This window comes from Pseudomonas sp. LBUM1641 (assembly GCF_059716235.1).
The window spans coordinates 2,995,540-3,016,572 of the sequence record NZ_CP166815.1; the positions used below are offsets into that span (position 1 = coordinate 2,995,540).

At 60.6% G+C, this 21,033-nt stretch carries 17 protein-coding genes and 2 pseudogenes; 10 read left to right on the forward strand and 9 right to left on the reverse strand.

What is annotated here, in order from left to right; translation table 11 throughout:
- Positions 1-123 precede the first annotated feature (123 nt).
- Positions 124-378 carry a hypothetical protein gene (locus tag ACA046_RS13690; RefSeq protein WP_439855303.1) on the forward strand — a complete coding sequence of 85 codons (255 nt, stop codon included), beginning with the start codon at positions 124-126 and terminating at the stop codon, positions 376-378.
- Positions 375-1,907, forward strand: coding sequence for a sodium:solute symporter family protein (locus tag ACA046_RS13695; RefSeq protein ID WP_459028476.1), 1,533 nt, complete (start codon positions 375-377; stop codon positions 1,905-1,907). The genes ACA046_RS13690 and ACA046_RS13695 overlap by 4 nt, the downstream gene beginning before the upstream one ends.
- 134 nt (positions 1,908-2,041) lie before the next feature.
- Here ACA046_RS13695 and ACA046_RS13700 read toward each other — a convergent pair whose 3' ends face one another.
- A complete protein-coding gene (locus ACA046_RS13700; RefSeq protein ID WP_459028478.1) occupies positions 2,042-3,874 on the reverse strand; it encodes a sigma-54-dependent Fis family transcriptional regulator in 1,833 nt (610 codons plus the stop codon).
- A 338-nt stretch (positions 3,875-4,212) separates the two neighbouring features.
- Here ACA046_RS13700 and ACA046_RS13705 point away from each other — a divergent pair, with 338 nt between their 5' ends.
- The 8 genes and pseudogenes from ACA046_RS13705 to ACA046_RS13740 form a co-directional block, all read left to right on the forward strand.
- Positions 4,213-5,307: an ABC transporter ATP-binding protein gene (locus tag ACA046_RS13705; protein ID WP_003218524.1), complete on the forward strand. Its 1,095-nt coding sequence runs from the start codon at positions 4,213-4,215 to the stop codon at positions 5,305-5,307.
- Positions 5,307-6,404: an ABC transporter ATP-binding protein gene (locus ACA046_RS13710; protein ID WP_167664801.1), complete on the forward strand. Its 1,098-nt coding sequence runs from the start codon at positions 5,307-5,309 to the stop codon at positions 6,402-6,404. The genes ACA046_RS13705 and ACA046_RS13710 overlap by 1 nt, the downstream gene beginning before the upstream one ends.
- Entirely contained in the window at positions 6,401-7,267 is an 867-nt protein-coding gene (locus ACA046_RS13715) for a carbohydrate ABC transporter permease (RefSeq protein WP_010173085.1), read from the forward strand. Before ACA046_RS13710 ends, ACA046_RS13715 begins: the two co-directional genes overlap by 4 nt.
- A gap of 10 nt (positions 7,268-7,277) precedes the next feature.
- Positions 7,278-8,078 (forward strand): carbohydrate ABC transporter permease, encoded by an 801-nt coding sequence (locus ACA046_RS13720; RefSeq protein ID WP_003218530.1) that lies wholly within the window; start codon positions 7,278-7,280, stop codon positions 8,076-8,078.
- A 10-nt stretch (positions 8,079-8,088) separates the two neighbouring features.
- Positions 8,089-8,361 carry a DUF2160 domain-containing protein gene (locus ACA046_RS13725; RefSeq protein ID WP_010173082.1) on the forward strand — a complete coding sequence of 91 codons (273 nt, stop codon included), beginning with the start codon at positions 8,089-8,091 and terminating at the stop codon, positions 8,359-8,361.
- 35 nt (positions 8,362-8,396) lie between these two features.
- Complete coding sequence (locus ACA046_RS13730; RefSeq protein ID WP_076014890.1) at positions 8,397-10,139, forward strand: ABC transporter substrate-binding protein; 1,743 nt, start codon at positions 8,397-8,399, stop codon at positions 10,137-10,139.
- Between the two features lie 203 nt (positions 10,140-10,342).
- Positions 10,343-10,603: pseudogene (locus tag ACA046_RS13735) on the forward strand (carbohydrate ABC transporter substrate-binding protein); the annotation flags it as partial.
- A gap of 203 nt (positions 10,604-10,806) precedes the next feature.
- A pseudogene (locus tag ACA046_RS13740) lies at positions 10,807-11,067 on the forward strand (carbohydrate ABC transporter substrate-binding protein); the annotation flags it as partial.
- A gap of 174 nt (positions 11,068-11,241) precedes the next feature.
- Here the strand turns inward: ACA046_RS13740 and ACA046_RS13745 are convergent.
- From ACA046_RS13745 to ACA046_RS13780, 8 genes are all read right to left on the reverse strand, one after another.
- On the reverse strand, positions 11,242-12,882 hold the full coding sequence (locus ACA046_RS13745) for a BatD family protein (protein ID WP_497676767.1): 1,641 nt from the start codon (positions 12,880-12,882) through the stop codon (positions 11,242-11,244).
- Positions 12,879-14,621 (reverse strand): tetratricopeptide repeat protein, encoded by a 1,743-nt coding sequence (locus tag ACA046_RS13750; protein ID WP_497676768.1) that lies wholly within the window; start codon positions 14,619-14,621, stop codon positions 12,879-12,881. The genes ACA046_RS13745 and ACA046_RS13750 overlap by 4 nt, the downstream gene beginning before the upstream one ends.
- On the reverse strand, positions 14,618-15,706 hold the full coding sequence (locus tag ACA046_RS13755; RefSeq protein WP_063029404.1) for a vWA domain-containing protein: 1,089 nt from the start codon (positions 15,704-15,706) through the stop codon (positions 14,618-14,620). Before ACA046_RS13755 ends, ACA046_RS13750 begins: the two co-directional genes overlap by 4 nt.
- Complete coding sequence (locus tag ACA046_RS13760; RefSeq protein WP_497676769.1) at positions 15,699-16,193, reverse strand: DUF4381 domain-containing protein; 495 nt, start codon at positions 16,191-16,193, stop codon at positions 15,699-15,701. The genes ACA046_RS13755 and ACA046_RS13760 overlap by 8 nt, the downstream gene beginning before the upstream one ends.
- Complete coding sequence (locus ACA046_RS13765; RefSeq protein WP_003218540.1) at positions 16,190-17,122, reverse strand: DUF58 domain-containing protein; 933 nt, start codon at positions 17,120-17,122, stop codon at positions 16,190-16,192. The genes ACA046_RS13760 and ACA046_RS13765 overlap by 4 nt, the downstream gene beginning before the upstream one ends.
- Positions 17,123-17,127: 5 nt before the next feature.
- Complete coding sequence (locus ACA046_RS13770; protein WP_003218556.1) at positions 17,128-18,087, reverse strand: AAA family ATPase; 960 nt, start codon at positions 18,085-18,087, stop codon at positions 17,128-17,130.
- Positions 18,088-18,396: 309 nt separating this feature from the next.
- Positions 18,397-18,753 carry a hypothetical protein gene (locus tag ACA046_RS13775; RefSeq protein ID WP_459028492.1) on the reverse strand — a complete coding sequence of 119 codons (357 nt, stop codon included), beginning with the start codon at positions 18,751-18,753 and terminating at the stop codon, positions 18,397-18,399.
- A gap of 83 nt (positions 18,754-18,836) precedes the next feature.
- Positions 18,837-20,558 carry an ATP-binding cassette domain-containing protein gene (locus ACA046_RS13780; protein WP_497676770.1) on the reverse strand — a complete coding sequence of 574 codons (1,722 nt, stop codon included), beginning with the start codon at positions 20,556-20,558 and terminating at the stop codon, positions 18,837-18,839.
- Positions 20,559-21,033 lie beyond the last annotated feature (475 nt).

Sequence of the window (21,033 nt, forward strand, 5' to 3'; positions counted from 1 at the left end):
CCCTACAACAATAATGCATTGAATGAAGTCACTTGGGCGCCGATTGGTGCCTGCGTTTTCACTGCTTGATTTTTGTTTGATCACACAAAAAAACGATCCACAAATTCAAGGAGCACCCGACTCATGAAATCCGATAGCGCGCCACCCGGACGCCTGAAAAGCCAAATTTTCGGCGTGTATTTTTTCCTGTTGCTGATGCTCGCCTTGTTCCCGCCGTTCTATTTGAGCGTGAGCGGCAGTACCGCGTTGGTACTGGGCATTCCGTTGCCGATCTTCTACTGGATTGCCATTGCAGTCCTCGCCGGCCTGGGCCTGTGGGCGTTGTACGTCGCCGAGCTGAAGGCTGGCGAAATACCCGAAGAGGGGGATGCGCAATGATCAGCACCACCAGCGATGCCAACCTCTTTATCACTTTCGGCGTCATCGGCCTGTTTCTGGCCGGGATGATTGCCGTGCTGTACGCCACCAACCGCGAGAGCACGAGCTTTTCCGATTACGCCGTAGGCGGGCGCTCCTATGGGCCGTGGTACATCGCCATGTGTTACACCAACTCCTGGTGGCCGGGCTCGACCTTTACCGCATTTTTCGCCCTGACCATCGGCGGCGCCCTGGGCTTCTACGGCATGGTCTACGCCACCCTTGGCGTGACGGCGATGTACCTGATGGCCCGCCGCGCCTGGACCTGGGGCCAACGTTTCAACTTGCGCACCCAGCCGGACTTGCTCGGCATGCGCTTCAACAGCCCGGTGGTCAAGCGCGTCGCCTCGATCATCGGCATCATCTCGGTGTTCCCGTGGGTGGTGATGGGCATCCAGGCCTTGGCGATGCTGTTCCAGTTCGCCAGCTTCGGCCGCTGGGGCGTCACCACCTGCCTGATCGCCGGCGTGGTGGTGGTGCTGGTGCGCCAGTACTGGACCGTGAGCATGGGCATGCGCGGGCTGATCATGACCGACATGTTCCAGGGCCTGATCGCCTATGTCGTGTGCGCAGCGCTGTGTGTGTTCCTGCTGTTCGGCGACCAGGCGTCGTTCTCCAACCTGGCGCACCTGCCGGAGAAAATGCTGCTGATTCCCGGCGCCAGCGGCACCGGTTATGGCCCGCTGTATATGTTCAGCCTGATCTTCACCGGGGTGATCGGCTCGATGTGCTGGCCCATGAGCTTCCAGCGCATCTACACCGCCAGCGGCGTCAAGGCGGTGAAGAAAGGCACGCTGTACACGATCCTGCTGGTGGGTGGTTTCTACGGGATTCTGATGCTGTTCGCCGCGGCCATCAGCCAGGACCCGAACGTCATCGCGCACCCGCAACAAGGCTGGTTCCTCTCGCTGTTCGACATCGGCGGGCCATGGATGCTGGCGCTGGCAATCGTCATCGTACTGGCGGCGAGCATCGGCCACGTCGACGGCTGCGTGCAGGTATGCGGCACCCAGTTCGCCAACGACCTGGCCACCTGGAACACTCCGCGTACCGACCGGCAACTGACGCTGCTGGCCAAGTCCGGGATGGTGGTGTTTATCGTCGCCGCCTCGGTGCTGGCGTACCTGACCTTTGATTACGCGCGGCTGCAATTGCTGGCGCAGATTTCCTACCAGGGGATTATCCAATTGGCGGTGCCGCTGTTCTTCGGGATCTTCAGCCGTCGCGGCAACAAGGAAGGCGCGATTGCCGGGATGCTGGCGGGGATTGTGGTGGCGATTGTACTGACGACGCTGTACCCGGACGACATTCCCGGGCTGGGCTCGTTGACCAGCGGGATCGTCGGGCTGGTGGTCAATGCGGGGATTTTTGTGGCGTGTGCATTGGCGATCAAGCCGAGTGAGGAGGAGAGTGCGCGAGTTCAAAACTTGTTCGAGATGGCAGCACCGGGGCGCAAAGTGCCGATGGGGGTAACGCCAGTTCTGAACTGAGCCCACCTCTCAAACCCAATGGAGTTCCAATGTGGGAGCGAGCTTGCTCGCGAATGCGGAGTGTCAGTGCCAGATTTATTGGCTGACACACCGCATTCGCGAGCAAGCCCGCTCCCACATTTTTGATTGTGTTCCTAGGCGGAATCCTCGTTTTGCCGCAGTCGCTTGTATAAGGTATTGCGGCTAACCCCCAGTTCCCGAGCCAGGTGCGAGATATTGCCGCCCGCCGCCTTCAACCGTTGGACAAGGTCCATGCTGTCATCCAGCCTTTCACCGGCTGGTTCTGGCACCACCCCATTCAAATCCACAAAAAAATCATCCGGCAAATGTTCCACTCGAATCGGCTGCTCTTCCGCCATGGCCAGCGCCACCTGCAACACGCTGCTCACCTGGCGCAGGTTCCCCGGCCACGGATGCTGTTCAAACAAGGCAAGCACCTCATCACTCAAGCCCGCCCACTGGGTCGGTTCGCGATGCTGTTGCCACAGCTGCTTGAACAACGCCTGTTTATCCGTGCGCTCCCGTAGCGGCGGCAGTTCCAGGGTCAGGCCGCCGATGCGGTAATACAGGTCTTCGCGAAAGCGCCCGAGCTGTACCTGCTCCCGCAGCGCGCGGTTGGTGGCGGAGATGATCCGCAAATCCACCGGGTACAACTCGCTGCTACCCACCGGTTGCACACACCGTTCCTGCAATACCCGCAACAGACGGGCCTGGGTCGGCAGCGGCATGTCGCCGATCTCGTCGAGGAACAACGTGCCTTTGTCTGCCTTGCGGATCAGCCCGATGCTGCCTTTCTGGTTGGCGCCGGTGAACGCGCCTTTTTCGTAGCCGAACAGTTCTGATTCCACCAGTTCGGCGGGGATTGCTGCGCAGTTGACAGCGATAAACGCTTGTTGGCTGCGGGAACTGGCCTGGTGCAGGGCTTTGACGAACACTTCCTTGCCGACGCCGGTTTCGCCATGGATCAGCAACGGGATGTCCTTTTCCAGCAGGCGCTCGGCCTGACGTACCGCTTTTTCCACCCGGGCGTCGCCGAAGTGCAGGGTCTTGAGGCTGATGGCCGTGGGGGCGGGTTCGCTGGTTTTTTTGGTTTCCACAAACACACGCGCCTGGACCGGCGCCTGCCTGGGCCGTTTCAACAGGCATTGGAAACGATTGCGCCCGGCGGCTTGCAGCGAGAAGGGCAGGCCTTCGGGCTGGTTGAGCAGTTCCAGCAGCGAGACCTTGAACAGGCTGTCGATCAGCACCCGCGACAGGCTGATGCCCAGCAGGTTGTCCGCCCGGCGGTTGGCTGACAGTACCTGGCCACTTTCATCAAAGATCAGCAGACCCGCCCATTGGCTATCAAGGTTGTTCAAGCCGGTATTGAACGTCAGTTGGAAATGCTCACCGCGAAACAGGTTGAGGATCAGCCGGTTCTCCACGGTCTGGCTCATCATCTTGACCATGCCGAGGGTATGGGAGGGCGGCAGGTAACTGTCGCTGGAGACATCCAGCACCGCGATGATTTCCCGCTGCGCGTCGAAGATCGGCGCCGCCGAGCCGGTCATGAAGCGGTTGGCCTTGAGGAAGTGTTCGTCGTGTTCGATATGCACCGCCTGGGCACAGGCCAGGGCGGTGCCGATGGCGTTGGTGCCGCTGGAGCGCTCCATCCAGCTGGCGCCAGCGCTGAAGCCCCGGGCCAGCGTGGGTTCGATAAACCGTTGGGTGCCCCAGGATGTGAGCACCTGGCCCTGGTTGTCGGCGAGCATGATCAGGCAGTTGGAGTTGCTGAGGATGTTCTCGTAGTAGGGCAGCACTTCCTGGTGGGTGGTTTGCACGAGGGAATGCTGGCTTTCCAGCAACTGCCTGACGCCTTCTGCGGGCAGTTGGTCGAAGCTTGGCGTGCTCTGATGATCCAGGCCATAAGCCCGGCAGCGGCGCCAGGAGTCCTGGATGATGGCATCGTGCGCCAGCGGTGTGCTCATGGCGGTGACCCTGTCTTATTGTTGTTTTGGGCTCTATCTCTATCTATGTAGGAGCGAGCTTGCTCGCGAAAAACTTCAGGGCGCCGCGTTCATGCTGGATGAGCGCGTTATCGTTGACGTTCTTCGCGAGCAAGCTCGCTCCTGCAAAGTGTTGTTCAGAACTGTTCATTGTCAACCCGCCGATTGTTCAGTTGTTCAGCCTGACCTGTTCATTTCTGTTCAGAGGCGAATCGGCTTTTTGCCTAACCCGTTGACCGGCCTGGGTTTTGGGTTTTTGGCACGGAACTCGCTCTGTGTTGTTCCTGCCAGAACCATTCCAATAATAAAAAGGTCGTGTCATGTCATTGACCCTGGAGCACGTCACTCGCGTTGTCGAAGGCCAGACCTGGATCGACGACGCAAACCTGCGTTTCGAAGCCGGTTCCTTCAATGTCTTGCTGGGCCGCACGCTCTCCGGCAAGACCAGCCTGATGCGCCTGATGGCCGGCCTGGACAAACCCGACAGCGGGCGCATCCTGATGAACGGCGTCGATGTCACCCAGAAACCGGTGCGTTTGCGCAACGTGTCGATGGTCTATCAGCAGTTCATCAACTACCCGACCATGACCGTGTTCGAGAACATCGCCTCGCCGCTGCGCCAGGCCGGTGTGTCTGCCGAGCAGATCCAGAGCAAGGTCCTCGAAACCGCGAAAATGCTGCGTATCGAGAAATTCCTCCAGCGTCATCCCCTGGAACTCTCCGGCGGCCAGCAGCAACGCACCGCCATGGCCCGGGCGCTGGTCAAGGACGCCGAGCTGATCCTGTTCGATGAACCTTTGGTGAACCTGGACTACAAATTGCGGGAAGAGCTGCGCCAGGAAATGCGCGAGCTGTTCAAGGCGCGCCACACCATCGCGATCTACGCCACCACTGAACCCAACGAAGCCCTGGCCCTGGGCGGCACCACCACGATTCTGCATGAGGGCCGGGTGATCCAGAGCGGCAAGGCGGCCGAGGTCTATCACCAGCCGCAAACCGTGTTGGCGGCCGAGCTGTTTTCCGAGCCGCCGATCAACCTGATGCCCGGGCGTATCAGTGGCAACGAAGTGAGCTTCGCCAACTTCGTGCATTTCCCACTGAACGTTGACCTGCGGCCCATCGGCGAAGGCGAGTTTCGCTTTGGCGTGCGCCCCAGCCATATCAGCCTGGTGCCGAGCAACGACGATGACCTGGAGCTGGCGGTGACCGTGGAGGTCGCCGAGATCAGCGGCTCGGAAACCTTCCTGCACGTGCGCAGCGAACACTTCCTGCTGGTGCTGCATTTGCCCGGCGTGCACGAGTACGACGTCGACGCGCCGATCCGCATCTATATCCCTACCCACAAATTGTTTGTGTTCGATGGCCAGGGACGTTTGGTCCAGGCTCCGGGCCGACGTGTCGCGAGGGTTGCCTGATGGCCGAGATCCATTTGCAGAACCTGGCCCACAGCTACAGCTCAAAGCCAAACGGCCCCGAGGACTACGCGATTCGCGAAATGAACCACGTCTGGGAGCAGGGCGGCGCCTATGCGTTGCTCGGGCCGTCGGGCTGCGGCAAGTCGACCCTGCTCAACATCATCTCCGGCCTGCTCAGCCCGTCCGAAGGCCAGGTGCTGTTCGACACCAAGGTGGTGAACGAGCTGACCCCGGAAAAACGCAACATTGCCCAAGTGTTCCAGTTCCCGGTGGTGTACGACACCATGACCGTGTTCGACAACCTGGCCTTTCCCCTGCGAAACCAGGGCATGGCCGAGGCGAAGATTCACAGCAAGGTGCAGGAAATTGCCGAGGTACTCGACCTGCAAAACCTGCTGGGCAAAAAAGCCCGCAACCTCACCGCCGATGAAAAACAGAAAGTCTCCATGGGCCGCGGGCTGGTGCGGGATGACGTGTCGGCGATCCTGTTCGACGAACCGCTGACGGTGATCGACCCGCACCTGAAGTGGAAGCTGCGGCGTAAGCTCAAGCAGATCCACGAGCAATTCAACATCACCATGGTCTACGTGACCCACGACCAACTGGAAGCCTCGACCTTCGCCGACAAGATCGCGGTGATGTACGGCGGCCAGATCGTGCAGTTCGGTACGCCCCGGGAGTTGTTCGAGCGGCCGAGCCACACCTTTGTCGGCTATTTCATCGGCAGCCCGGGGATGAATCTGATTGAAGTGCAGGCAGAGGCGGGTGGCGTGCGCTTTGCCGGGACACATCTGGCGTTGCCCGAGGCGTTGCAGCAGCGCATTGGCGAAAAACCCTATAAGAAGCTGCAGGTCGGCATCCGCCCGGAATTTATCCATGTGTGGGATGAGCACAATCCCGACGCGCTACAGGCACAAGTCACGCATGTCGAAGACCTGGGCACCTACAAGATCATGACCCTCAACCTCGATGGCGCACCGTTGAAGGTGCGCCTGGCCGAAGACAAGCCGGTGCCCGAGGGCCAGGCGTCCATCAGCTTTCCTGGGCAATGGTTGATGGTGTATGCCGATGACTACTTGCTGGAGGTGCAGCCATGAACAAGGTGCAGAACAACAAGGCCTGGTGGCTGGTATTGCCGGTGTTCCTGCTGGTGGCTTTCAGCGCGGTGATCCCGATGATGACCGTGGTCAACTACTCGGTGCAGGACATCTTCGACCAGTCCAGCCGCTACTTCGTCGGCGCCGACTGGTACAAACAGGTACTGCTGGACCCGCGCCTGCATGACTCGCTGCTGCGCCAATTCATCTATTCCGCGTGTGTGTTGCTGATCGAGATACCGCTGGGCATCGCCATCGCCCTGACCATGCCCACCAAGGGTCGCTGGTCCTCGCTGGTGTTGATCGTGATGGCGATCCCGCTGCTGATTCCGTGGAACGTGGTCGGCACCATCTGGCAGATTTTCGGCCGCGCCGATATCGGCCTGCTGGGTTCAACGCTCAACGCCATGGGCATCAGCTACAACTACGCGGCCAACACCATGGACGCCTGGGTCACGGTGCTGGTGATGGACGTGTGGCACTGGACGTCCCTGGTGGCGTTGCTGTGTTTTTCGGGGCTGCGGGCGATCCCCGATGTGTACTACCAGGCGGCGCGGATTGATCGGGCGTCGAGCTGGGCGGTATTCCGACATATCCAGCTGCCAAAGCTGAAAAGCGTGCTGCTGATCGCGGTGATGCTGCGCTTCATGGACAGCTTCATGATCTACACCGAGCCGTTTGTGCTGACGGGCGGCGGGCCGGGGAATGCCACCACCTTCCTCAGTCAGACCCTTACCCAGATGGCTGTCGGGCAATTCGACCTGGGCCCGGCGGCAGCGTTTTCCCTGGTGTACTTCCTGATCATCCTGTTGGTGTCCTGGCTGTTCTATACCGCCATGACCCACTCCGACGCCAACCGCTGAGGCCGCCAACATGAGCAAGCGCAAGCTGATCCCGCTGCTGGTCTACATCCTGTTCCTGCTGGTGCCGATCTACTGGCTGCTGAACATGTCCTTCAAGAGCAACACCGAAATCCTCGGCGGCCTGACCCTGTTTCCTCAGGATTTTACCTTTGCCAACTACAAGGTGATTTTCACTGACCCGAGCTGGTACACCGGCTACCTCAACTCGCTGTACTACGTCAGCCTCAACACGGTGATTTCCCTGAGTGTGGCGCTGCCGGCGGCCTATGCGTTCTCGCGTTACCGCTTCCTGGGCGACAAGCACCTGTTCTTCTGGCTGCTGACCAACCGCATGGCGCCACCAGCGGTGTTTTTGCTGCCGTTCTTCCAGCTGTATTCCTCCATTGGCTTGTTCGATACGCATATCGCGGTGGCCCTGGCTCATTGCCTGTTCAACGTGCCGCTGGCGGTGTGGATTCTCGAAGGCTTCATGTCCGGCGTACCGAAGGAAATCGACGAAACGGCCTACATCGATGGGTACAGCTTCCCCAAGTTTTTCGTAAAGATCTTCATCCCGCTGATTGGCTCGGGAATCGGCGTCACCGCATTTTTCTGCTTCATGTTTTCCTGGGTCGAACTCTTGCTGGCGCGCACGCTGACATCGGTGAACGCCAAGCCGATTGCGGCAGTGATGACTCGCACGGTGTCGGCGTCCGGCATCGACTGGGGCGTGCTGGCAGCGGCGGGGGTGTTGACCATCCTGCCGGGCATGCTGGTGATCTGGTTTGTTCGCAACCACGTGGCCAAGGGCTTTGCCCTGGGCCGGGTCTGAGGAGTCGATGATGGAATGGATGGCCTGGACTACCCCGACGGCACTGTTCTTTGCCGCGATTGGCCTGCTGCTGGTGGGCATGACGACCTGGGAATTGCGCTCGCCGAGTATCCCCCGGCGCGGTTTGTTACCGATCAGCACCACCCGTGGTGATCGCTTGTTTATCGGTCTTCTCGGCAGCGCCTACCTGCATTTGTTGGTGATCGGCGTAACCGGCTGGAGCATCTGGGTGGCGTCCGCGCTGTCTCTGGTGTGGCTGTTGTCTGTGATGCGTTGGGGCTAGCTGCCCCTTTTGAACCCCAAAACCAGGAGGTCTCTATGTTCGATAAAAACAATAAGCTGCGACATAGCATTTCATTGGCGGCCGTGCTGGCGCTCAGCGGGCTCAGTGCTGCGGCCTGGGCGGATGCTTATGAAGACGCTGCGAAAAAATGGATCGGCAGTGAGTTCAAACCGTCGACCCTCACCGAAGCCCAGCAACTCGAAGAGCTGAAGTGGTTTATCAAGGCCGCGGAGCCGTTTCGTGGGATGAAGATCAACGTGGTGTCGGAAACCCTCACCACCCACGAGTACGAATCCAAGGTGCTGGCCAAGGCCTTCAGCGAAATCACCGGGATCAAGCTGACCCACGACCTGCTGCAGGAAGGCGACGTGGTGGAGAAGCTGCAAACCCAGATGCAGTCCGACAAGAATATCTATGACGGCTGGGTCAACGATTCCGACTTGATCGGTACGCACTTTCGCTATGGCAAGACAGAATCCATCACCGACCTGATGGCCAACGAAGGCAAGAACTTCACTTCGCCCACCCTGGACATCAAGGACTTCATCGGTATCTCGTTCACCACCGCGCCGGACGGCAAGATTTACCAATTGCCCGACCAGCAGTTCGCCAACCTGTACTGGTTCCGTGCCGACTGGTTTGAGCGGGCGGACCTGAAAGCCAAGTTCAAGGAAAAGTACGGCTATGAACTGGGCGTACCGGTGAACTGGTCGGCCTACGAAGACATCGCCAAATTCTTCAGCGAAGATGTCAAGGAAATCGACGGCAAGCGCGTCTACGGGCACATGGACTACGGCAAAAAAGACCCGTCCCTCGGCTGGCGCTTCACCGATGCCTGGTTCTCCATGGCCGGTGGCGGCGACAAAGGCCTGCCCAACGGTTTGCCGGTGGACGAGTGGGGCATTCGCGTGGAGGACTGCCACCCGGTGGGCTCCAGTGTGACCCGTGGCGGCGACACCAACGGCCCGGCGGCGGTCTTTGCCACGCAGAAATACGTGGACTGGATGAAGGCCTACGCGCCACCGGAAGCGGCGGGCATGACCTTCTCCGAATCTGGCCCGGTGCCATCCCAGGGCAACATCGCCCAGCAGATTTTCTGGTACACCGCGTTTACCGCCGACATGACCAAGCCGGGCTTGCCGGTGGTGAACGCCGATGGCACGCCGAAGTGGCGCATGGCGCCATCACCCGTCGGGCCTTATTGGGAAAAGGGCATGAAGAAAGGGTATCAGGACGTGGGTTCCTGGACCTTCCTCAAGTCGACACCCGAGAAGCAGAAACTGGCGGCCTGGCTTTACGCGCAATTCGTGACCTCGAAAACCGTTTCGCTGAAGAAAACCATCGTTGGCCTGACACCGATTCGTGAGTCCGACATCAACTCCCAGGCCATGACCGACCTGGCGCCGAAACTCGGCGGGTTGGTGGAGTTCTACCGCAGCCCGGCCCGCGTGGAGTGGACCCCGACCGGCACCAACGTGCCGGACTATCCACGGTTGGCGCAATTGTGGTGGAGCCACATTTCGGAAGCGGCCAGCGGAGAGAAGACGCCGCAGCAGGCGCTGGATGGGTTGGCCAAGGATCAGGACGCGATCATGACGCGCCTGGAACGCTCCAAGGTGCAGCCGATTTGCGGGCCGAAAATGAACGAAGAACGGGATGCGCAGTACTGGTTCGACCAGCCGGGTGCGCCGAAGCCTAAGTTGGCGAATGAGAAGCCGCAGGGCGAGACGGTTAGCTATAACGAGTTGCTCAAGTCGTGGGAGGCGGCGCGCAAGTAACCCAGACGCAGCAGATCAAAAATGTGGGAGCGGGCTTGCTCGCGAATGCGGTGGATCAGTCAGCAGATAGGTGACTGACAGATCGCTTTCGCGAGCAAGCCCGCTCCCACATTGGGTTTGTGGTGTTTTCGAATTTAGTGTGGTTTTAGACAATCCAGCGCCTGATCAGCCAAGGTTCGGGCCATCTCGATGAGGTGCACGGTATTTCGGAAGCGGCCAGCGGAGAGAAGACGCCGCAGCAGGCGCTGGATGGGTCGGCCAAGGATCAGGACGCGATCATGACGCGCCTGGAACGCTCCAAGGTGCAGCCGATTTGCGGGCCGAAAATGAACGAAGAACTGGATGCGCAGTACTGGTTCGACCAGCCGGGTGCGCCGAAGCCTAAGTTGGCGAATGAGAAGCCGCAGGGCGAGACGGTTAGCTATAACGAGTTGCTCAAGTCGTGGGAGGCGGCGCGCAAGTAACCCAGACGCAGGAGATCAAAAATGTGGGAGCGGGCTTGCTCGCGAATGCGGTGGATCAGTCAGCAGATATGTGACTGACAGATCGCTTTCGCGAGCAAGTCCGCTCCCACATTGGGTTTGCGGTGTTTTCGAATTTAGTGTGGTTTCAGACAATCCAGCGCCTGATCAGCCAAGGTTCGGGCCATCTCGATGAGGTGCACGGTATTTCGGAAGCGGCCAGCGGAGAGAAGACGCCGCAGCAGGCGCTGGATGGGTTGGCCAAGGATCAGGACGCGATCATGACGCGCCTGGAACGCTCCAAGGTGCAGCCGATTTGCGGGCCGAAAATGAACGAGGAACGGGATGCGCAGTACTGGTTCGACCAGCCGGGCGCGCCGAAGCCTAAGTTGGCGAATGAGAAGCCACAGGGTGAAACGGTTAGCTATAACGAGTTGCTGAAGTCGTGGGAGGCGGCGCGCAAGTAACCCAGACGCAGCAGATCAAAAATGTGGGAACCCGGTTTGTGTGGGAGCCGGGCTTGCCCGCGATGCAGGCACCTCGGTCTGTCAGTCAGACCGCGGTGATGCCATCGCAGGCAAGCCAGCTCCCACATAAGCCTGGTTCCCACATTTGCTTCGTGGTGTTTCTGCAAAGTGGGGCTACTTGGGATACAACGGCGGCAAGCTGGTGCTATCCCCCGCAGGGTCCTGCTCACGCTCCGCCATCGGAATGGCCTTCACCGCCCGCCACAATTCCTCACCCTGCCAATACTGCCCACTCTCGCTGTACAGCGCGCCGTTCAACCCGTCCAACGCATCCGACAACGGTACAAACCGCGCCGCCATATCCGCCAGGGTTTCCGGTTGTTGCCGTGCCCAGGCATCCAGTGCCTGACGCGTGGCCTGTGGGTCATTGGCTTGGCTCGCCCGCTTGAGGTCATCCAGCAACGTCCGTGGGCTTGGGCCGGTTTGCGCGGCACGCAGGATTGCCGGCTGCCAGCGCGCACGCCACCACAAACCGAAGCCCAGCAGGGTGGTGCAGGCCAGGATCAGGCTGGTCAGTTGCCAGATCCATAGGCTGTCATTGTCCGGCGCGGTGATCACCGTCGGGCTGGCCGGCGTATCGACGATCAGGCTCGGGTTGGTCGCCACTTGCAGGGTGCGCGCCGGCAGGCTGGTGCGTTCCAGGTGGTCTTCGTGGGTGTTCCACCACACCACTTCCACCGCGGGCAGTTCGAGTGCGCCGACACGGTTGGGCACCAGCGCTTCGCGGTCTTCACGGCTGCCGATCAGGCCACGGTCGTTATTCTGGTTGCTCAGCACCGGCTGGTCCGGGTAGCGGCGCAGGCCGGGGATGTCGCTCAGCGCCAGCGGCGGCAGTTGCGCGCCGGCCAGGCCTTCGGCTTTCAAGGTGAGGCTGCGGGTCAGGGAGTCGCCGACCTGTACGTGATCGGGCTCGGGGTTCCAGCTTTCCGTCAGCGTCAGGCTGCGTGCCGGCAGCCAGGGAGCGTCGGCCGGGTACATTGCCGGCTTGGCCTTGACGGTCAGCGACAACTCCGGCGAGCTGACGTGGATCAGTTTGCCGGGCTTGGAGCCTTGGGGGTTGTTGTCCTGGGCGGGCCGTGGCTCTACCAGGGTGGCGCTGAACGTCTGCGTCGGAATGGTCAGCGTGCCGCTGTGCTGCGGGTAGATGGCATAGCGGGTTTCGATCACGCCATGGCGTATGCCGTTGATGACTTTCTCGTAGGTGCGCGACTCGCCCAATTGTTCGATGCGCGTATCGGCAACCTGCAACGGCGTGAGGCTGCTGTCGTCGTACAGCGACACCGAGTGGTAGACGCGCACGGTCAACAGCGCCTGGGCCTGGACGTAGACGCTGTCCTGATCGAGGTTGGTTTCGATGAACACCGGGGCCAGTTGGGCCTCGGGGTTCTGGCTGACAGTTTCCACCACTTGAAGGGTGATCGGCTGGGTCTTGAGCTCGCCGATCTGCAAGGGCGGAATCACCACGGTGCCGTTCTGCCTGGGCAGCAGGGTGATGATCCAGCGGGTGGTGGCGTGGTTGTCGCCGGCCAAGGTGGTGAGCTGGTTGATCTGGCGGGTGCCGCTGACTTCAAACAGCGGGTCGAGTGGCGCCAGGTCCGGTTTGCCGAACAGCGTGACATCGTTGGACTCCACCGTAAGCTCCACCGTCTCCCCGGAATTGATGCGGCTGCGGTCGACACTGGCCACCAGGCCGGCTGCCTGGGCCTGGCTGGCCCACAACGCGAGGGTGAGAAGAAGGGTGGTGCAGCGGTTCATCGAGTCTTGTCCTGATGTTGTTGCTGTTCATACCAGAATTTACGTCGCAGCAGCTCGCCGGGGTTGTCCGGGATCTGCCGCAGCCATTGTTCCAGGGCCTGGCGCTGTTCGCCTTCAATGATGCCGTTTGCGGGGCGCAGGGGCGGGGTGGTGGTTTGCTCATCACCCAACTCGCTGCCGGGTACCTCGTTGCTGCCGGCGTGGGGCGTGGCCCCGGTTTGCGTGTCGGTCGCGCCGGGCTGGCCCTGGCCTTGAGACGTCTGCTCGCCACCGGTGGCGGTCTGGCTGCTGGCGCCCGGTTGCGCAGTCTGGCCGGGTTGCGTGGTTTCGTCATCCTCGTTTTTTGCCGGTTTGGCCGGCTCGGTTTTTTCCGGTTCCTGCTGCATCAGGCTTTCCACCAGCGCTTTGTTCTTCAGCGCCGGCTGCAAGTCAGGCTGGGCTTCGAGGGCTTGTTCGTAGGCGTCGATCGCCGCTTCCAGCTCGCCGCTTTTGGCCAGGGCATTGCCTCGATTGTAGTGGGAATAGGCGTCGCTGCCCTCGGCAAACCGCTTGGCAGCTTCGGCATAGTTGCCAGATTCATACAGCGCGACGCCTTGCCATTGCGGGTCTTCGAAATGCTCGGCGGCTTCGGCCGGGCGTTTTTTCTTCAGCAGCAGTTGGCCCTGTTGATCGGGGCGCAACCACAGGTCCTGGAAGTCGAAGGCATAGCTGGGCTGCGGCGCGCCCAACAGCAGCAGCGGCAGGAAGAACAGCCAGCCACGGCGCCCGGCGCAGGCGGCCAGCAGCAACAGCGGCAAGAGTAGCCAGTAACCCTGGTCGGCCCAGGTGTCGAGGTGCAGCAGTTGGCCGTCATTGCGCAGACTTTGCGGGCCGTCCAGCAGGCCGAGATGGCGCAGGTCCTTGTCGTCCAGACGGGCCTGGCGGTAGCGACCGCCCATTTCGCTGGCGAAGGCCTTGAGGGTCGGGCTGTCGAGACGCGGTACGAGGATTGCGCCCTGGGCGTCCTTGAGGAATTCGCCGCTTTCCTGGGTCACCGGCGTGCCTTCACGGCTGCCGATGCCGAGGATCGACAAGCTCGGCGCCTGGTTGCTTTGCAATTGCAGGCGGATGCCCTGGCGCTCCTGCTTGGACAACGACGAGCCGATCAGCAGCAGCCGGCCCTGGCCGAGACCGCCATGCTTGAGCAGGCTCAGGGCTTTTTCCACCGCCAAATCGGCGCGGTGGCCGGGCTCGGGCATGATCGAGGGGCGCAGGGCTTCCAGCAGGTTATGGCTGGTGGCCAGGTCGTCCGAAAGCGGCACCAGGGTGTGGGCGCTGCCGGCGTAGACCACGATGGCGGTTTGCGCATCGCTGCGGGCCTGGAGCAAGTCGAACAGCTTGCGCCGCGCCTGTTCGAGGCGGCTGGGCGGGCTGTCGGTGGCGAGCATTTCCGGGGTCAGTTCCAGCAACACCACCAGCGGGTCGGAGGGTTTCTGGCTGGGCTGCTCGACGCGCTCCCAGCTCGGGCCGAGCAACGCCAGCACGGCCAGCAGCCAGGCGATGCCGAGCACCACCCACGGTGATTTGCTTTCGCGGCCACTGCCGCCGCTGAGCAAGGCGGCATGGAACGCCGGCGGCAGAATCATCTGCCAGCGCCCGGCGCGTTTCTGCCGGTGCCACAACTGCCACAGCAACCAGCCGAGCAGCGGCAACAGCAACAGCCACCAGGGGCGGAACCAGTGGGGCCACAGGGCGATCATCGACGCCTCCGCAAACGCAGGCGTTTGAGGCGTTCGCGCCATTCAGGATTGGGTTGCAGGAAACGGCCCTTGCTCGAGAGTTTGTTGAACAGCCGTTGCAGGGCGTTATCCGGCCAGCGCTCCTGGATTACCAGCAGCATGCTGAGGATCAGCGCCAACGCCAGCGGCGCGCTGTACAGCGCTTGCGCAGGGCGCGCCTGAGTCGGTTGCTGGGCCACGGGTTCAAGCTGGTCGAGGGTTTCCTTGACCTTCAACAGTTCATTGCCGTCGCGGGCGCGGAAGTAGCGGCCGCCGGTGGCCTCGGCGATGGCCTTGAGGGCCGGTTCGTCAAGATCCAGGCTCGGGTTGACGCCAAGGACGCCCAGGGAGCCGGTTTCCTCAGGGTCTGCGCCGATGCCGATCGGGTAGATTTTCACGCCTTCTTCAGCAGCCAGGCGGGCGGCGGTCAGCGGGTCGATTTCGCCGGCATTGTTGGCGCCGTCGGTGACCAGGATCAGCACCCGGCTTTGGGCCGGACGCTGGCGCAGGCGCTTGAGGGCCAGGCCGATGGCGTCGCCAATTGCAGTGTTTTTACCGGCGATGCCAATCCGTGCTTCATCCAGCCAGGTGCGCACGGTGCGTCGGTCAAAGGTCAACGGTGCTTGCAGATAAGCCTGGCTGCCGAACAGGATCAATCCCACCCGGTCACCCTCGCGGCCCTCCAGGAAATCCCCCAGCAGGTGCTTGACCAGGCTCAGGCGGCTGACGTCCTCGTCCTGCCATTGCATATCGGGGAAGTCCATCGAACCGGAAACGTCCACCGCCACCAGCAAGTCGCGGCCGCTGGCTGCAATCGGCAAGGGTTCGCCGAGCCATTCCGGGCGGGCGGCGGCGGTCAACAGCAGCAGCCACAGGAACACGAACGGTGCTTGCTGGCGCCAGCCCGGCAGGTTGACCCGCGCACGGCGGCGGGCCAGGCCTTCGAGGTCGCTGAGGAAGCTGACTTTCAACGCTGGCTCGCCACTGTCGGCCACCGGCAGGATGAGGCGCAGCAACCACGGCAGTGGCAACAGGGCAAAGATCCACGGCCAGGCGAACTCAAACATGTTTGCGAATCCAGGTGTCGACGGCTTGGGTCAGGCCGGCGATGGCCTTGTCGTCGAGTTTGCATTCGGGCTTGTAGGCACCTTCCACCAGCACCATCCAGCGAGTCAGGCCGGCAGCGGGGCAACGGTTGTCGAGGAATGCCAACCACTTTCGGCCGTTGAGGGTGTGGCTCTGGCTGTAGGGATAGTCATTGCGGCACAGGCGTTTGAGCAGGCCGTTGAGTTGTTGCAGCCAGGCACCGGCCGGCGCACCGTCGTAGGGTTTGGGCATCAGGGCCAGCTCGGCGAGGGCGGCGATGCGCAATGGGTCCAGGGGTTGTTCGGCACGGGCCAGCGGGCGCTTGGCCGGCAGGAAACGCAGCAGCGACCACAAGCCCCAGCCCGCCAGCGGGAGGATCAGCAGCAACAGCCACCAGCCCGGCGCCGGCGGCCAGAAGCCGATCACCGGCGGGGCGATCAGGGGTTGCAGTTGGTCGAGGCTGCTCATTGCTTTTTAACCGGGCGTTGCGGGTTCAGGTATTCGCGCAGTTGCTCGACCATTTCACCCTGGGTACTCAAGGGCATCAACAGCACCCGCAGTTTTTGCGCGAGCAGCTCCCAGCGAGCGCTGCGGGCTTCGGCTTGGGCTTTGTAGGCCTGGCGCAGATCAAAATTCAGGGTGTCCAGTTCCAGCTGGGCGCCACGTTCCGCGAAGCGAAGCAGGCCGGCAGCGGGCAGGGCGTGGTCCAGCGGATCGGAAACCGGCAACAGCAGCAGGTCGCAATGCCGTGATAGCAGGCTCAGCTGTTGCTCGGCGCCTTCGGTCAGGGCGCGCTCGTCACAGATCACAATCACCAGGCTCCCCGGGCGCAATACTTCCCGGGCCCGGCGCAAGGCCATGCCGAGGGCATCGGCTTCCGGGCGGCGTTCGGTGTTGAGGCTCTGGTTGACCCGCACCAGACGGTTCAGCAGTTGCAGCAGGCTTTGCTTGCTGCGCCGGGGTTTGATTTCGTAGTGCTCGCTGTCGCCGAATACCAGCCCGCCGACCCGGTCGTTATGGCCCAGTGCCGCCCAGCCGATCAGGCTCGCCGCCTGGGCCGCCAGCACCGACTTGAACATCTGCCCCGAGCCGAAAAACAGCCGGCAGCTTTGTTCCACCATGATGAAGATCGGCCGTTCGCGCTCTTCATGGAACAATTTGGTATGGGGCTCCTGGGTACGTGCGGTGACGCGCCAGTCGATGGTGCGTACGTCGTCGCCAGCCTGATACACCCGCACCTGATCGAAGTCGACCCCGCGCCCGCGCAGTTTCGAGTGGTGCAGGCCGATCAGCGGGCTGCGCTGGCTCGGCGTGGAAAACAACTGCACTTCCCGGACGCGATGGCGCATCTCGATCAATTCGCTCAAGGTGACACGGGTTCCATCGCCAGCGTTCATGGGCGTCAAGCGACGGCAACGACGTCGAGAATGCGTTGCACCACACGGTCCTGGTCGATACCGGCCGCTTCAGCTTCGAACGACAGAATGATCCGGTGACGCAGTACGTCGAACAGCACCGCCTGGATGTCTTCCGGGCTGACGAAATCGCGGCCTGCCAGCCAGGCATGCGCCCGGGCGCAGCGGTCCAGGGCAATCGAGCCCCGCGGGCTGGCGCCGTAGGCAATCCACTCGGCCATCTCCGGGTCGAACTTGGCCGGGGTACGGGTGGCCATGACCAGTTGCACCAGGTATTCCTCCACCGCGTCGGCCATGTACAGGCCGAGGATTTCCTTGCGCGCGGCAAAGATCGCCTGCTGGCTGACCCGGCGCTCGGGCTTGGTTTCGCCATTGAGCGCTTCGCCACGGGCTTGCTGCAAGATGCGGCGCTCGACAGCGGCGTCCGGGAAGCCGATTTTCACGTGCATCAGGAAACGGTCGAGCTGGGCTTCCGGCAGCGGGTAGGTGCCTTCCTGCTCGATCGGGTTTTGCGTGGCCATTACCAGAAACAGTGGCGACAGCTCATAGGTACTGCGCCCGACACTGACCTGGCGCTCGGCCATGGCTTCGAGCAATGCCGACTGCACCTTGGCCGGGGCCCGGTTGATTTCGTCCGCCAGCACCAGATTGTGGAAGATCGGACCTTGCTGGAACACGAAACTGCCGGTTTCCGGACGATAGATCTCGGTGCCGGTGATGTCGGCGGGCAGCAGGTCGGGGGTGAACTGGATCCGATGGAACTGTGCCTCGATCCCTTCGGCGAGCTCCTTGATGGCCTTGGTCTTGGCCAGGCCGGGAGCGCCTTCAACCAGCATATGGCCATCGGCAAGCAGGGCAATGAGCAAGCGCTCGATGAGTTTTTCCTGGCCGAGAATCTGCGTTGAAAGAAAGGTTCGCAGCGCAAGCAGCGCTTCACGATGTTCCATCGATGACGGTTCCTGGAGAGGTGAGACTGGGCATTGCGAAAAATGCCAGGCCTGGGGGCGTTACTTTAATGCATCGCAGGGGCTGGCGACTAACGGCGTGGGGGGTATTTTTGGGAAATGTGGGAAATTTCCGAAGATTTTGCCGACGGGCACCTGCCGTTGTGGCGAGGGAGCTTGCTCCCGCTGGGCTGCGCAGCAGCCCCAATAAGGCTGTCGAGTTTTTCCAGGCAGAACGCAGTAGGCTGGTTTGGGGCCGCTTTGCAGCCCAGCGGGAGCAAGCTCCCTCGCCACATTGTGCGGGTTTGGCCGCTAGGCCCGGATATAGGTCCCGGTGCCCTTGAGAATGTTCTGCAAGGTTTCCTCCACTTCGGCCAGGTCCGACTCGGCGGTGCCGTGGGTGATTTCCAGATGATCGCTGCCGCCCAACGCATCGGCATCCGCTGCGCCAATCTCCACCACCAGCGTCGTAGCACTCAGGGTGATCTTCAGCCCGTCCAGGGTCGACGGCTCGTAATCCCAGGTGATCTCCACCTCGTCCTCATCCGGATAACGGGTCACCATGAACATCTCGCCCTTGTCGCCGTGGCAGCAGAGCATGGCCATGTTGTCTTCTTCGTCATCGCACGGGTTGACGATCAGGTGGGCGGTGGTGAGTTGCAATGGCATGGTTAATCCTGTCTGGGGGAGGGCGAAGCAGGGCAATTGTGCCATTGCGGCGAATTTTGTGCTGCATCGTGTATGAGGGGCTCTTAGCTGTTCCCGGTTTGATTTTCCGGATCAAAGTCACTTAACAGCGCCAAGATCGACGTTTTGTTAGCCAACTCGCTCCAAGGGCCTTGATCAATGATTGCTCCGTTTGACATGACAATAACCTGATCAAAACGATACAGGTGACGGACATCATGTGTGACGCATATCAATCCGCGTTTGCCGAAGGTATCGAACAGCAGATCCCACACAGGCGTAGCCAGTTTTTGTTCGACGGACGCGCTGGGTTCATCGAATAAATTGAATTCCCCTGGCCTGTTGACGAGGCGCAGCAAGGACAGGCGCTTCGCTTCGCCTCCTGAGATATTGGATGCGTTTTCGCTGAGGCTGCGGTTTAAAACGATTTCTTCTAGGTTCAGTTGCTCAATTGCGTGGTTCAAGTGTGGCGAGGGGGGGATTCCAAACAGTACGGAGTGATCAAACGAGCCTTCCAGGAACTGGGGTGACTGGGGGCAATACCTCAGGTACATCAAGTGTGCTTGGGCGCTCAGCTCGGAAATGGGCGTGTCGTCGATAAGTAACCTGCTTTTCAGCGAGGGGGTTAAGCCTGCCAGCACTTCCAGCAAGGTAGATTTCCCCGCTCCACTTGGCCCAGTGATGGCAACTGACTGACTTTGGGTAAATTCGATGGCTGTCTTGATGGTCAAGCGGATGGAATTGTCATCAGTCACGGTGCAGGGTTTGAGCTTCAACGTTGCTTCGGGCTTCAGGGGTATTTCACTTTTGCCGTTATCGTCGCCAAAATTTGGTAGGGAAAGTAAGCGGAGGAGGCGGCGCTGGTCTGCGAGAAACTGATCCAGTACTCGGTAGCCTTCGCTCAGTGCAGTGATGTTGAGTAAAAAATTCCCGGCGATGGCGACTATGGCAACCAATTGGCCGACGCTAATGCCGGGCTGCCCTGAAAGTTGATCCAGGACTCCCCAGCCAAGTAATGAGCCTGTGGCGAGGCTGACAAACAAAATTTTTGCCGCGCTTAAGAAACCGCCTGAACAGGTGACTGTGATAGCCGCATGAGCATATCGGACGAAGGCTATGTTCAGGGGCTGTGTAGCAGTGCCTTCAGCGCTTTCCAGCTTTATCGATTTCCCGGCACTCAGGGTATTGAACAAGATAGCGCCTAGTTCATCCTCTTGTTCGTTGACGGTATCGATGTGCGTTCTGCGCCACTTGATAATTTTGTGAGTAGCGAACAGATAGACAACCCCCAGGCAGGTGACCGCCAGGAAAATCTCGCCGCCTGCCGTATAAAAAAAGGCCCCGCTGACGATCAAAATCTCCAGACAGACAGGGAGTCCGATAGTCACAAAAAACGTTAGTAGTTTTTCATGCGCTGTGATTCCTCGCTCTACGGATTTGATGAAGTGGCCCATGCGCCACGAGCAAAAATGATAAAACTCTTTGCGCATCAATCGCTCTATCCAATCAATGGACGCGTCCATAACGCTATGTTGTACAAGTCGGGACAGCAGGAATATTTGTACGGGGTTTATGAGGGCCTGGATGCATCCGGCCAAAATGAAACAGCCGATAAGTATCAGAAATATATTTATCGTTGGTGGGCTGATGTCGTTAAGTGAGTCAATGACTTTTCCCAGCAATAACGGCGGTGCTAACGCTATCAGTTTCAATACGATAGTCGTGGCAATGGTAGAGATGAGTAGGGATCTATGGTGCTTGCATGCACTTTTAATGAGCGTTTGCATTGGGGATCTATCGACTGTAGGCAAATGTTCCACCTGCGTTGAGGTCGCTAATTAGTAGCAGCGGCCTTGCTCTGATTCAATGGATGCGGAGGGATGGGCTTCCTCTATTTGTGTAGGGCATTTCTTTCGAATCGAGCCAGCGGCATGTCGCGGCGAATTTTGTGCTGCATCATGTGTCAGACCTTGTGGCATGACCTGACGAGCAATATCAGTCATTTCCGATACTCGGCACCCCGGGATTTCTCCGAAAACACCCGGTTGCCCAAGTCGCAACCCGTCAGCAGCGTGCCGATGACCGAATATGTCGCAGCGTCGCAAGCAGCCTGCTTCCTACACTCGTTAAGCTGCGCAACGGATGTGCCCTGCCGGGAGTCTGACCTGCCCGTCGTACCGTCACCTGGCAAGGTGCGCATCTTATGGAAGTTGAATGTGACCTCATTGTCTTGTCCAGCTTCACCCACCTGTCACTCTGAAT

Bases quoted from the DNA above. Each gene is read 5' to 3' on its own strand.
- ACA046_RS13725 (WP_010173082.1), top strand. From the start codon at position 8,089: ATGGAATGGATGGCCTGGACTACCCCGACGGCACTGTTCTTTGCCGCG.
- ACA046_RS13715 (WP_010173085.1), top strand. From the start codon at position 6,401: ATGAACAAGGTGCAGAACAACAAGGCCTGGTGGCTGGTATTGCCGGTG.
- ACA046_RS13750 (WP_497676768.1), bottom strand. From the start codon at position 14,621: ATGATCGCCCTGTGGCCCCACTGGTTCCGCCCCTGGTGGCTGTTGCTG.
- ACA046_RS13765 (WP_003218540.1), bottom strand. From the start codon at position 17,122: ATGAACGCTGGCGATGGAACCCGTGTCACCTTGAGCGAATTGATCGAG.
- ACA046_RS13775 (WP_459028492.1), bottom strand. From the start codon at position 18,753: ATGCCATTGCAACTCACCACCGCCCACCTGATCGTCAACCCGTGCGAT.
- ACA046_RS13760 (WP_497676769.1), bottom strand. From the start codon at position 16,193: ATGAGCAGCCTCGACCAACTGCAACCCCTGATCGCCCCGCCGGTGATC.
- ACA046_RS13730 (WP_076014890.1), top strand. From the start codon at position 8,397: ATGTTCGATAAAAACAATAAGCTGCGACATAGCATTTCATTGGCGGCC.
- ACA046_RS13755 (WP_063029404.1), bottom strand. From the start codon at position 15,706: ATGTTTGAGTTCGCCTGGCCGTGGATCTTTGCCCTGTTGCCACTGCCG.
- ACA046_RS13770 (WP_003218556.1), bottom strand. From the start codon at position 18,087: ATGGAACATCGTGAAGCGCTGCTTGCGCTGCGAACCTTTCTTTCAACG.
- ACA046_RS13690 (WP_439855303.1), top strand. From the start codon at position 124: ATGAAATCCGATAGCGCGCCACCCGGACGCCTGAAAAGCCAAATTTTC.
- ACA046_RS13695 (WP_459028476.1), top strand. From the start codon at position 375: ATGATCAGCACCACCAGCGATGCCAACCTCTTTATCACTTTCGGCGTC.
- ACA046_RS13720 (WP_003218530.1), top strand. From the start codon at position 7,278: ATGAGCAAGCGCAAGCTGATCCCGCTGCTGGTCTACATCCTGTTCCTG.
- ACA046_RS13745 (WP_497676767.1), bottom strand. From the start codon at position 12,882: ATGAACCGCTGCACCACCCTTCTTCTCACCCTCGCGTTGTGGGCCAGC.
- ACA046_RS13780 (WP_497676770.1), bottom strand. From the start codon at position 20,558: ATGCAAACGCTCATTAAAAGTGCATGCAAGCACCATAGATCCCTACTC.
- ACA046_RS13700 (WP_459028478.1), bottom strand. From the start codon at position 3,874: ATGAGCACACCGCTGGCGCACGATGCCATCATCCAGGACTCCTGGCGC.
- ACA046_RS13705 (WP_003218524.1), top strand. From the start codon at position 4,213: ATGTCATTGACCCTGGAGCACGTCACTCGCGTTGTCGAAGGCCAGACC.
- ACA046_RS13710 (WP_167664801.1), top strand. From the start codon at position 5,307: ATGGCCGAGATCCATTTGCAGAACCTGGCCCACAGCTACAGCTCAAAG.